We start from the raw sequence: 13,034 nt of genomic DNA, 5'->3' as shown, positions 1-13,034 counted from the left end.
TGCTAGTACGCCTTTTTTTTGGACGCCAAAGCAACGAAATAAATAGGAATTCCCAGCAAAACGATGATCAGGCCCGGCCAGGTAAAGGCGGGCTTGTACACCATCAGCAAAATACAGAAGGCCAGCCCCATGACGATATAGAGCAGGGGCAGCACGGGATAGCCTACCGCCTTGTAGGGACGTTCGAGGTCGGGACGCTTTTTCCGCAGGATGAATACGCCCAGGATGGTGAGCATGTAAAAGATCACCACCACGAACGATACCATGTCCAGCAGGTCGCCGTAGCGGCCGCTCAGGCAGAGGACGGCGGCGATCACGCATTGCGCCCACAGGGCCCATTCGGGCACGGAATGCTGGTTGAGCTTGCCGGCTTTCTTGAAGAACAGGCCGTCGTTGGCCATGGAGTAGTACACCCGGGCACCGGCCAGGATGAGGCCGTTGTTGCAGCCGAAGGTGGAGATCATGATCATGATGGCGATGACGTAGGTGCCGATATTGCCGAAGACGGCGTTGGCGGCGGCCACGGCTACGCGGTCCGACTTGGCAAAGGCCACGTCGTTCAGCGACAGCACGCTGAGGTACATGAGGTTGGCGGCCACGTAGATGATGGTCACGATAAGGGTGCCGAAAAACAGGCTCAGGCCGATGTTGCGCTTGGGGTTCTTGATCTCCCCGGCAATGAAGGTCACGTTGTTCCAGGCGTCGCTGCTGAAGATGGAGCCCACCATGGCGGCGGCGATGGCGCCGAAGGCGGCCAGGCCGAGCAGGGACTCGGTGTCGCCGGAGGGATTGATCTTTTTCATGCTCCAGGCATCGGTCCAGTTAGCGCTCCAGAGGTCGCCCTTGGCCATAAACAGGCCGAAGGCGATGAGCCCGAACAGCGACAGCAGCTTGGTAACGGTAAAAGTGGTTTGTATGAGCTTGCCGCCCTGCACCCCCTTGGTATTGATCCAGGTGAGGAACGTGATGAGGGCGATGGACACCAGCTGGGCGGGGTACACCTTCATCCAGCCCAAATTGAGTAAAATGTTTTCGTCCTTCATTTCCAGGGCCGGGATGAAGTAGCCGGCGAACTTGGAAAAGGCCACGCCTACGGCAGCGATGGTGCCGGTCTGGATGACGGTGAAGAAGCTCCAGCCGTACAAAAAGCCGATGAGGGGGTTGTAGGCTTCCTTTAAATAAACGTACTGGCCGCCGGCGCGGGGAAACATGGCACTCAGCTCACCGTAGCTCAGGGCTGCCGTCAATGTCATGAACCCGGTAAGCAGCCACACGGCAATCAGCCAGCCGGCGCTTCCGAGGTTGCGCGTCATATCGGCGCTGACGATAAAGATGCCGGAGCCGATCATCGAGCCGGCAACGATCATGGTGGCGTCCAGCAGGCCCAGCGACCGTTTGAAGCCCTTTTCTTCCCGTACTTCCTCCCTCGGCAGGGTCGTCATAACATTTTCAGACATGAGCAGTCATTTTGCCGTCAAGATAAGGAAGATCGGCCAATAAGTGAAAGTACGGACACCTCACCCCCGGCGTACCTCACCCCCGGCCCCTCTCCATCTGGAGAGGGGTGCCCAAATCAGAAACAATTTTTACTGGCAGGGAACAAAAAAGCCTTTCCTGTAAAAGAAAAGGCTTTTGAGTATAAGAAATTTTATTGCTTCCAACCTGCAGGAAAAGACTGTAGGGGGCACCCCTCTCCAGATGGAGAGGGGCCGGGGGTGAGGTTACTTTTTCTTTCCGTACGATTCGTTCAGGCCTTTGATCACGTCGGCGGTGATGTTGTAGGCGGAGTCTTTGTAGAAGATCAGGCCGGGCTCGTTGACGAGGATATAGGAAAAGCCTTTGTCCTTGTTGTATTCCTTGAGGTATTCCTCGATCTTGTTCTTCACTTCGCGGGTCTTGCGCATGGAGAGGTCCTGGAATTCCTGGTCGAGGGTCTGCATCTTGGTCTTGATGTTCTCTTCCATCTGCATGATGTCGCGGGTGGCGGCTTCGGACTGCACCTGGTTCATGGTGGCGGCCGACTGCTGGTAGGAGTTTACTTTTTCCTGGTACATTTTGCGCAGGCGCACCTTTTCGTTGTTGATCTGCTCGTCCTTGCGGTTCAATTCTCTTTTCACGTCCTTCACCAGGCCGAACGAATCTTCAATGGAGTCCATTTCAAAATAGGCGATCCGGAAATCCTGGGCGGCGGGAACTTCCGCAGGGCTGGCAGCAGACACGCGCACCGGGCTCTTGGGAGCGGCGGCAGAGGAAGGAGAAGAGAAATGCAGGTAAAAGAGGATCCCAATCAAAACAAAGAGAACTGCATTTATTATAATCGAGCTGCGTGTCATTCGTAGTTTTTGTGCAAAGTAAAGGGCAAAAAGGGTTTTATCAGTTTAACATATAACCTTTTATGAAACATTTTACAGCACATTGAACCATTTGACAAACAAGCGTAATGCGTATTTTTTTGCGCAGCAAAACTTTAACGGATCCGGTGAAAATAAAAAAATGAACCCCGCCGGAGGGGCGGGGTTCGTTATTCTTTCGGAATGTATTCCGGTACTTATGCTTCGTCGTCGAAACTCATGGCTTCGCGGGCGGTTTGCAGCAGCTCGTATTCTTCTTTGCTGCCCACTACGAAGTTGTCGAATTCGCGCAGACCGGAACCGGCAGGGATCGGGTGACCCGTGATCACGTTCTCCTTCAGGCCCAGCATGTCGTCGGTCTTGCCCTGGATGGCGGCAGAACTCAACACCTTGGTGGTTTCCTGGAACGAGGCCGCGGAGATCCACGAGGTCACACCCAGCGAAGCCTTGGTGATCCCGAGCAGGGTCGGGGCCGAGGTGGCGGGGTTGGCGTTGCGGAATTCCACCAGCTTCTTGTCGGCACGACGCAGGATCGAGTTCTCCTCGCGCACTTCGCGCAGGCTCACGATCTGGCCGGCACGCAGGCGGGTGGACTCACCCGGCTCGGTCACCACCTTCTTGTCGAAGATGAAGTCGTTTTCTTCCACGAATTCAAACTTGTCGACCAGGTCTTCTTCCAGGAACTTGGTATCGCCCGGATCTACGATCGATACCTTCCGCATCATCTGGCGCACGATCACTTCAATGTGCTTGTCGTTGATCTTCACGCCCTGTAAGCGGTATACTTCCTGGATCTCGTTCACCACGTACTGCTGTACGGCGAAGGGACCCTGGATGGACAGGATATCCTGGGGAGACACCTGGCCGTCGGAAAGCGGCGAACCGGCTTTCACGAAGTCGCCGTCCTGCGCCAGGATCTGGCGGGTCAGCGGCACCAGGTATTTCTTGGTCACACCGTCCTTGGCTTCGATGATGATCTCACGGTTACCGCGTTTTACGGCACCCATGGTCACCACCCCGTCGATCTCGGATACGATGGCGGGGTTGCTCGGGTTCCGGGCTTCGAACAGCTCGGTTACACGCGGCAGACCACCGGTGATATCGCGCAGCTTGCCCAGCACGCGAGGGATCTTCACGATCACCTGGCCGGCTTTTACGCCCTCGCCTTCGTCCACCACGATATGGCTTCCGGTCGGCAGGTTGTAGGATTTGTTTTCCTTGCCGGTAACGATGATCGAAGGAATCTTTGTTTTATCGCGGGTTTCAATGACCACTTTCTCGCGGTGGCCGGTTTGTTCGTCGGCTTCTTCGCGGTAGGTGATACCGTCGATTACGTTCTCGAACTTCAGCGTACCGTCGATTTCGGCAACGATAACGTTGTTGAAGGGGTCCCAGGTACAGATGATGTCGCCTTTCTTGATCTGCTGGCCGTCTTTCACCTGCAGGGTGGCACCGTAGGGAACGTTATTGGTAATGAGCAGGCGGTCGTTCTTGGTGTCCATGATCCGCACCTCGCCGGTACGGCCGATCACCACCTGGACGGGGTCGCCTTCGTTATTGGTCGTGGTTACGGAACGCACACCGTCGAACTGGATGGTACCGTCGAACTTGGCCAGCAAGGTCGATTCTACCGAAGCGGAACCGGCCACACCACCCACGTGGAAGGTACGCAGGGTCAGCTGGGTACCGGGTTCACCAATGGACTGGGCGGCGATGATACCGACGGCGTCACCGCGCTGGGCCGTGTAGCCCGTTGCCAGGTTCTTACCGTAGCACTTCACGCACACGCCGCGCTTGGCTTCGCAGGCCAGCACCGAGCGGATCTCCACGGTGTCGATGCCCACTTCCTCGATTTCCCGGGCGATCTCGGTGGTGATTTCTTCACCGGCAGCGATGATCAGCTTTTCCGTGATCGGGTGGTATACGTCGTGTACCGACATCCGGCCTTCGATCCGGTCGGACAGCGGTTCGATGATGTCTTCGTTGTCTTTCAGGGCCGAGGTAGCGATACCGCGCAGGGTGCCGCAATCCTCTTCACCGATCACCACGTCCTGGGATACGTCTACCAGACGGCGGGTCAGGTAACCGGCATCGGCCGTTTTCAGGGCCGTATCCGCCAGACCTTTACGGGCACCGTGGGTGGAGATGAAGTAGTCCAATACGTTCAGACCGCCCTTAAAGTTGGAAAGGATGGGGTTTTCGATGATCTCGGAACCGGTAGAGCCCGATTTCCGGGGTTTCGCCATCAGGCCCCTCATACCGGCCAGCTGCTTGATCTGCTGCTTGGAACCACGGGCGCCGGAATCCAGCATCATGTACACCGAGTTGAAGCCCTGCTTGTCGGTGGCCAGCTCGCGGATCAGCGTTTCGGTAATGCGGGTATCGACGCGCGACCAGATGTCTACGATCTGGTTGTAGCGTTCGTTGTTGGTGATCAGACCCATGTTATAGTTCTCCCAAACCTCTTCCACTTCGGCTTTGGCATTCTCCAGCAGTTCGTTCTTGATATCGGGGATGATCAGGTCGTTGATGGAGAAGGACAGGCCACCGGAGTAGGCCATGCGGAAACCAAGCTGCTTGATGTCGTCGAGGAACTTGGCGGTTTTGGGAATGTTGGTAATACGGATGATGTCGCCGATGATCTCCCGCAGGTTCTTCTTGGTAAGGAGGGCGTTGATATAACCCACTTCACGGGGAACGTGCTGGTTGAACAGGACGCGGCCCACGGTAGTTTCGATCAGCTTATTGACCAGCTGACCTTCACTGTCGCGTACATTGCCTTTCACCCGGATATGGGCGTGCAGGTCAATGCGGCCTTCGTTGTAGGCAATGATCACCTCTTCCTCGCTGTAGAAGGCTTTGCCTTCGCCGCGTACCTTTTCGGTTTCGGTGGATTTCTTGCCTTTGGAGATATAATACAGACCGAGTACCATGTCCTGCGAGGGCAGGGTGATGGGTGTACCGTTCTGGGGGTTCAGGATGTTGTGCGACGCCAGCATCAGCAGTTGGGCTTCCAGTACGGCGGCGTTGCTCAGGGGCACGTGTACCGCCATCTGGTCACCGTCAAAGTCGGCGTTGAAGGCGGTGGTGACCAGCGGGTGCAGCTGGATGGCCTTACCTTCTACCAGCTTGGGCTGGAAAGCCTGGATGGACAGGCGGTGTAGCGTCGGGGCCCGGTTCAGCATGACCGGGTGGCCTTTCAGGATATTTTCGAGGATATCCCAAACCACGGCTTCCTTCTTATCCACCAGCTTGCGGGCAGATTTCACGGTTTTCACAATCCCGCGTTCGATCAGTTTGCGGATGATAAAGGGCTTGAACAGCTCGGCAGCCATGTCTTTGGGCAGGCCGCACTCGTGCAGTTTCAGCTCGGGACCTACCACGATCACCGAACGGCCGGAGTAGTCCACACGTTTACCCAGCAGGTTCTGCCGGAAACGGCCTTGCTTGCCCTTCAGTACGTCGGACAGGGATTTCAGGGCCCGTCCGCCTTCGGCTTTCACCGCGTTGGACTTCCGGCTGTTGTCGAACAGGGAGTCCACGGCTTCCTGGAGCATCCGTTTTTCGTTGCGCAGGATCACCTCGGGGGCTTTAATTTCCAAGAGGCGCTTCAGACGGTTGTTGCGGATAATCACGCGACGGTACAGGTCGTTCAGGTCGGAAGACGCGAAACGGCCGCCGTCCAGGGGAACCAGCGGGCGCAGTTCCGGCGGGATCACGGGAATGTATTGCATCACCATCCACTCGGGGCGGTTGGTAATGCGGGAGTTGGCATCGCGGAAGGCTTCCACCACGCTCAGGCGCTTCAGGGCGTCGGCCTTACGCTGTTGCGAGGTTTCGGTAGCGGCGGCGTTGCGCAGGTCGTAGGACAGCTGGTCCAGGTCGATGCGGCCCAGCATGTCGTGTACGGCTTCGGCGCCCATTTTGGCGATGAACTTGTTGGGATCATCGTCGGGCAGGTATTGGTTGTCCTTCGGCAGGGCGTCGAGGATGTCCAGGTATTCTTCTTCGGTCAGCAGGTCGCCGAAGTTCTGGCCCTTGTCGGCCCGCATACCGGGCTGGATCACCACGAAGCGTTCGTAATAAATGATGCTTTCCAGTTTTTTGGAGCTTACGCCCAACAGGTAGCCGATTTTGTTGGGAAGGCTTTTAAAGTACCAGATATGCACTACGGGCACCACCAGTTTGATGTGGCCCATCCGTTCGCGCCGCACCTTTTTCTCGGTTACTTCTACGCCACAGCGGTCGCAAACAATGCCCTTATAGCGGATACGCTTGTACTTGCCACAGGCGCACTCGTAGTCTTTTACAGGGCCAAAAATCCGTTCGCAGAACAAGCCGTCACGCTCCGGCTTGTAGGTGCGGTAGTTAATGGTCTCAGGCTTTAATACTTCGCCAAAACTCTTTTCCAGAATACTGTCCGGCGAAGCCAGTCCGATCGTTATCTTCGAAAACGTAGCTTTCGGACGATTGTCTTTTTTTAGAGCCATTTGTATTTGTGTTTACTATTTAATGATTCCTCTCTCCGGGGAGAATAGCTGTTTTTTTACGGCTGCCCTTACGGTCACCTATCTACACGACAAAATCCACCGGCTGAGGTGGAAAATTTGTGGGGGTGCAATAAATGAAATGATTCGCACGCTGCAAAAAAGGCCAATATCCCTAAATTAAGACGGCAAAGGTAAGGGAAAAGGGGCGATTTTTGGAAGGAGGAAAGCTCTAATTAAATGTAAAACCGCAAAATGTAAAATATAAAATGTAAAATAAGGAGGAATACATGATAAATACATGTGGATGAACCTGCTACAGCCTACCTGTATTCCTCCATATTTTACATTTTACATTTTATATTTTACATTTTGCGGTTTTACATTCTCTCCTTACCCTACCTTCTCCAAATACTTCTCCCGGATAATCTCGCCTACCGGCACGCTGCGGAGCTTGCTTTCCAGCCAGGAAATGATGTCCAGGTACATGAAGGCCCTCGTTTCAAAGCGGTTGCGCTCCAGGCTCTTGAGCTTCTGCAGCAGCTTTTCAAACTCCTCCCGCACCCGGTTCTTGGTCAGGTGGAACGACTGGCGCAGGAACTTGAGGATCTCCTCCTCCACCAGGCTCAGGTTCTCCATCTTGGCCAGGAAGCGGTAAACCGACTTGATCAGGTGCTCCAGGATGTCGAAGTTGCCCAGCTCGAAATGGGCGATCAGGTGCAGCAGCCGCGAATACGCCTGCAGGTCGTTGCGCAGGTCAGTCTTCCAGTTGATGATGCTGTTGAGGTAGTCGATGCTTTTTTCATAATCGCCAGCACCGAAATAGAGGGAGGCAATCTTATAATAAAAAACCAATATACGGTGCCGGTCCATGTAAATAGAGTACTCCTTCAGTTTTTCCTCCAGGTAGGGCACCAGGGCCAGGCCCTCGCGGAACGTGCCGTTCATGAAATGCTGGTTCAGGCGGGCAATGTTCAGGTAAACAAAGACCTGGATGCGGTTGTTTTCATTCTGTACCACCGTGTCCGACTCGGCGAACTGCTCGAACTGCCGCAGGGTCTCGTCGAATTTTTCGTAGTTCTGGGTGTCGAAGTGGGCGCTCATCAGGTTGTGCATGCCTTTAATATAATGAGCGGTTTCCAGGTCGACCATGAAGGGCTCGGCGGTAAACAGGTCCACCCATTTCTGGGTGTAGCGGTAGTAGAGCAAAAAGTCCTGGCGGATAAAGGCGTACCAGCTATAGCTCTGGTAGAAATACAGCCGCTCGTAAAAGCCGGTCAGCCGGGAGGCCTGGGCGGGCAGGTGGGCGTTGAAATACTCCGTCAGGGCGGTAGCGTCCTTTTCGTTGCGGGCATGGCCGTTGCGGATGTACCAGCTGTACAGCTGCAGGGAGAGGTTGGACAGGCGGGTGATGCAGACCAGCCGCTCGTTGACGGCGTCGGCCTCGGCGGTCAGGCGGTCGGCCCGGTCCTGCATGCTGCGGGTGATGTGCAGGCCCTCGATCTTTTTTTCCAGGAAAATCACCTGCACCAGCATGCTCACCTGGTTGTGCGACCGGGCGGTCTCCTTGATCTTTTCCAGCAGCTTCAGGCTCTGGTGGTACAGGCCTTTATTATAGAGGATGCGGGCATAGTCCAGCTGCTCATGGAGCTGGATATCAATATCTTTTTCGTTCTCCAGCAGGCGCAGGCTGGTGAGCAGCTGCTTGTACAGGTGGGCCTTGATATTGGAGAGCTGCTGCTTTTTCAGGGCAGGATTTTTGCGGAGGAGCAGGCTTTCATCGTATTCCGTCATCTTGTCCAGGGCGTCGAACAACTGGATGATCTTCAGCTCGTCGTTGGCCGAATTGCGCTTCACGTAGAGCTTGAAGTTCCGTTTTTCGGACTTCTGGAGCGAATGGATCAATTGGAAAAGCGCGTCTGTTGAACGGTTGGGCATCGTAAATCATTTTGCCAGAAACCCTTTACAGGCAAGGGGTCCGGCGGATTTTAGCATAATTCAGAACTGTAAAACTATCGAGATTTTGTTTGCTGAGTACGATTTTTCGCACCTACTTTCGAGATTGCAGGCTGTGTCCCAAATTTAAAAGCAAACAGTTAACCTACAGCCCTTAATTTAAAAACGACCTGTATTTATGGCAGATAACAAAGTATTCATTTTTGATACCACTCTTCGCGACGGTGAGCAAGTTCCCGGTTGTAAGCTGAACACTAAAGAAAAGCTGGACCTGGCGTTACAACTGGAAAGCCTGGGTGTGGACATCCTGGAGGCAGGTTTCCCGGTTTCCAGTCCTGGCGACTTTGAATCCGTCAACCAGATCGCCAAAATCATTAAGAACGCCACGGTCTGCGGCCTGAGCCGTGCCGTCCAAAAGGACATCGAGGTAGCCGCCGAGGCCCTGAAGCCCGCCCAGCGCCGCCGCATCCACACCGGTATCGGCACCTCCGACTTCCACATTAAGAGCAAGTTTAACTCTACCCGGGAAGAAATCCTCGCCCGTGCCGTACAGGCCGTAAAATGGGCCCGCAACTTCACCGACGACGTGGAATTCTACGCCGAGGACGCCGGCCGTACCGACAACGAGTTCCTGGCCAAGGTGGTGGAAGCTGTGATTGCCGCCGGTGCCACCACCGTCAACATCCCCGACACCACCGGTTACTGCCTGCCGCACCAGTACGGCGAAAAGATCGCCTTCCTGGTGAACAACGTTTCCAACATCGACAAGGCCGTGATCTCCTGCCACTGCCACAACGACCTCGGCCTGGCCACCGCCAACTCCATCGCCGGCGTCATTAACGGCGCCCGCCAGATCGAGTGCACCATCAACGGCCTGGGCGAACGCGCCGGCAACACCGCCCTGGAAGAGGTGGTGATGATCCTGCAGCAGCACAAGACCCTGGGCTTTTATACCGGCATCCAGAGCAAAATGCTGAACCCGCTGAGCCGCCTGGTTTCCGAAACCATGCGCATGCCGGTGCAACCCAACAAAGCCATTGTCGGTGCCAATGCCTTCTCGCACTCCTCCGGTATCCACCAGGACGGCTTCCTGAAGGACACCACCACCTACGAGATCATCAACCCCGTGGACGTAGGCGCCGAGGAAAGCAAGATCGTGCTGACCGCCCGCAGCGGCCGCAGCGCCCTGGCCTACCGCCTGCAGAAGCTGGGCTTCCAGCTCAACCGCAACGACATCGACGTGCTGTACCCCAACTTCCTGATCGTAGCCGATTCCAAAAAGGAAGTAGTGGAAGAAGACCTGGTAGCCCTGGTGAAGGAATACCAAACTTCGGCCGCTGCCGTAGCACAGGCCTAAGCGGTCATAATCCATAAGGTCAAAATCAAACAGGTAATATGAAACAGACAGGACATCGGGCGCAACGGACAGCAGCCTGCCCCTCCCCCTCCGGGAGCCGGCAAGAGGCCTACTGTTGCCACCGGCCTGCCTGTTCCCAATTTTAATTTTTCGCTCATATGAACAGATCTTCAATCATAGTAAGGAACCTGACCGTAAAATTGCAGGGAAGTACTGTGCTTGAAGACCTTTCGTTTGCGCTGGCCCCCGGCCAGCACCTGGCCATCACCGGCGAAGCAGGCAGCGGCAAGAGCACCCTGGCAAAAGCCCTGGCCGGCGACCTGTTCGTCCACGGCAGCGTGGAGCTGCGGACCGCGGACGGTCAAGCGCCCAAAACGCTATTGGTAGCGCAGCGGGCCCAGTTCAGGAACCGCTCGAACCTTTCCTCCTTTTATTACCAGCAGCGCTTCAACAGCACCGAGTCCGAGGACGCGGCCACCGTGGAACAGGAAGTGGCCCTGGCCGTAGCGGCCCTGTGTGCCGACGAAGCCGAAGGCGGCCGCCAGGCTGAAGCCTGGATCACCCGCCTGGGCCTGCAGCACCGGAGGCAAACGCCGCTGATCCAGCTGTCCAACGGCGAGCATAAGCGCCTGCAACTGGTCAAAGCCCTCCTGCACCAGCCCGACATCCTCCTGCTGGACAATCCCTTTACCGGCCTCGACGCCGCCACCCGGCCCGAACTGCAGGCCATTATCAATGATCTTTCCGCCCATGCCACCATCATCCTGGTCACCGGCGGCACCGATTTTCCCGATTGCATCACCCACGTCGCGCATTTGAGCAAAGGCCGGCTGGACCGCTTTTGCCTTATGGAGCAGTACCACCCCGCAGCCGCCCCCCCTCCTTTTGCCACCGGCGCCCCCCTGCCGCAGGCCGGCGAAACCGCCCCTTTTGATACCGCCGTCCAGCTCGTAAACGTGTCGGTGCGCTACGGCGAAAAAACGATTTTACATAACATTAACTGGCAGGTGGACCGCGGCGACCGCTGGCTGGTCAAAGGCCCTAACGGGGCCGGCAAGTCCACCCTCCTGAGCCTGCTTACCGGCGACAACCCGCAGGCCTACGCCAACGAAATTTACCTTTTTGACCGCCGGCGCGGCAGCGGCGAAAGCATTTGGGACATCAAGCGCCGCATCGGCTATATCTCGCCCGAGCTGCACTGGTACTTCGACAAAGGCATCAGCAGCTACAAGGCCGTAGGCTCCGGCTTTTTCGATACCATGGGCCTGTTCCGCCCCCTGTCCGACAGCCAGCACCGCGAGGTGACCGCCTGGATGGCGTATTTCGGGCTGACCGGCGTGGCGCAGAAGCCGCTTCGCCTGCTTTCCTCCGGGCAGCAGCGCCTGGTGTTGCTGGCCCGCGCCCTGGTGAAGAACCCGCCCCTGCTGATCCTGGACGAGCCCTGCCAGGGCCTCGACGAAGGACAGACCGGCCGCTTCACCGCCCTGGTGGACGCGCTTTGCCGGGGACTGAACAAGACCCTGATCTATGTAAGCCATTACGAGCACGAAATACCTTCGTGCATCGACAAAAAACTGGAATTGAACAACGGCAACGCCGTTATCAGCAGCCGCAGCCAGCAGGAGGAAGCTGCCTAAAAGATAGAATCATGAAGAAGAATATTGCCGTCATTTTGGGAGATGGAATCGGACCGGAAGTCACCTACCAGTCCATTCGCGTGCTGAACGCGATCGCCGAACAATACAACCACCAGTTTCATTACCGCTACTGCCTGATGGGCGCCGAGGCCATTGACAAGACCGGCAACCCCTTGCCGCCGGAAACCATCGACACCTGCCGCAAGAGCGACGCGGTGCTGTTCGGCGCCATCGGCCACCCCAAATACGACAACGACCCTACCGCCAAGGTGCGTCCCGAACAGGGGCTGATGCAACTGCGGCAGGCGTTGCAGCTTTTTGCCAACATCCGTCCCGTGAGCGCCTACCCGGCGGCCGCCCACCTGTCGCCGCTCAAGGAAAAGCGCCTCGAGAACGTGGACTTCGTCATCTACCGCGAGCTGACCGGCGGCATTTACTTCGGCGAAAAGAAGATGAATGCCGACTTCACCGAGGCTTCGGACGTCTGCCATTACGACCGCAGCGAGATCGAGCGCATCGCCCACCTGGCGTTTGCCGCCGCCCAGAAAAGAAGGCAGAAGCTGACGCTGCTGGACAAGGCCAACATCCTCGAATCCTCGCGCCTGTGGCGCAAGGTGATCCAGGAAATGGCGGCCCAATACCCCGATGTAGCGGTGGACTATATGTTCGTGGACAACGCGGTGATGCAGATCATTACGGCCCCGGCCCAGTTCGACGTCATCCTGGCCGAGAACATGCTGGGTGATATCTTTTCCGCCGAAGCCAGCGCCATCATCGGCTCGCTGGGCATGCTGCCCTCCGCTTCGGTGGGCAATGCCACCTCGCTGTTCGAGCCCATCCACGGCTCCTACCCGCAGGCGGCCGGCAAGGACATCGCCAACCCCATCGGCTCCATCCTTTCCTCGGCCCTGATGCTCGATCATTTCGGGCTGCACGAGGAAGCGCAAAAGATCCGCGAAGCGGTTTCCTGGACCCTGGGCAACGGCTTTGTCACCAAGGATATCGACCCGATCAACTCGTACTTTACGTCCACCATCGGCGAGTTGATCAGCGACTACGTCAGCAACCGCATCCCCACGGATACGGATGTGAACCAGACGAATGTCCAACTGAGAAAATCGACCATCATTTGAGAGAAGGAATTGGTTAATTGGTTAATTGGGATATTAGGAGGTGCCCTCTCCCTAATTACCAATTAACAAATCAACTAATTCCAAATTCTCCAAAAAAAGTTCTTTACTATACG

The 13,034-nt window shown here is 56.3% G+C and carries 7 protein-coding genes; 3 read left to right on the top strand and 4 right to left on the bottom strand.

Going from position 1 to position 13,034, the window contains the following annotated elements; genetic code table 11:
• Positions 1 to 2: 2 nt before the first annotated feature.
• The 4 genes from V9K67_RS07805 to V9K67_RS07790 form a co-directional block, all read right to left on the bottom strand.
• A complete protein-coding gene (locus tag V9K67_RS07805; protein ID WP_336721268.1) occupies positions 3 to 1,457 on the bottom strand; it encodes an APC family permease in 1,455 nt (484 codons plus the stop codon).
• A gap of 264 nt (positions 1,458 to 1,721) precedes the next feature.
• Entirely contained in the window at positions 1,722 to 2,291 is a 570-nt protein-coding gene (locus tag V9K67_RS07800) for an OmpH/Skp family outer membrane protein (RefSeq protein ID WP_336721266.1), read from the bottom strand.
• 257 nt (positions 2,292 to 2,548) lie between these two features.
• Positions 2,549 to 6,841, bottom strand: coding sequence for a DNA-directed RNA polymerase subunit beta' (gene rpoC / locus V9K67_RS07795; protein ID WP_336721265.1), 4,293 nt, complete (start codon positions 6,839 to 6,841; stop codon positions 2,549 to 2,551).
• A gap of 390 nt (positions 6,842 to 7,231) precedes the next feature.
• Positions 7,232 to 8,776: a hypothetical protein gene (locus V9K67_RS07790; protein WP_336721264.1), complete on the bottom strand. Its 1,545-nt coding sequence runs from the start codon at positions 8,774 to 8,776 to the stop codon at positions 7,232 to 7,234.
• Between the two features lie 196 nt (positions 8,777 to 8,972).
• Here V9K67_RS07790 and V9K67_RS07785 point away from each other — a divergent pair, with 196 nt between their 5' ends.
• From V9K67_RS07785 to leuB, 3 genes are all read left to right on the top strand, one after another.
• The gene (locus V9K67_RS07785) at positions 8,973 to 10,151 is read left to right on the top strand and encodes a 2-isopropylmalate synthase (protein WP_336721263.1); all 1,179 of its coding nucleotides are present in this window, start codon (positions 8,973 to 8,975) and stop codon (positions 10,149 to 10,151) included.
• Between the two features lie 215 nt (positions 10,152 to 10,366).
• Entirely contained in the window at positions 10,367 to 11,788 is a 1,422-nt protein-coding gene (locus tag V9K67_RS07780) for an ATP-binding cassette domain-containing protein (protein WP_336721262.1), read from the top strand.
• A gap of 11 nt (positions 11,789 to 11,799) precedes the next feature.
• Positions 11,800 to 12,921, top strand: coding sequence for a 3-isopropylmalate dehydrogenase (leuB, locus tag V9K67_RS07775; protein WP_336721260.1), 1,122 nt, complete (start codon positions 11,800 to 11,802; stop codon positions 12,919 to 12,921).
• Positions 12,922 to 13,034 lie beyond the last annotated feature (113 nt).

This window comes from Huijunlia imazamoxiresistens, from assembly GCF_037132455.1.
GTDB lineage: Bacteria > Bacteroidota > Bacteroidia > Chitinophagales > Chitinophagaceae > Flavisolibacter > Flavisolibacter imazamoxiresistens.
This window is presented reverse-complemented; position numbering and strand designations above follow the sequence as displayed.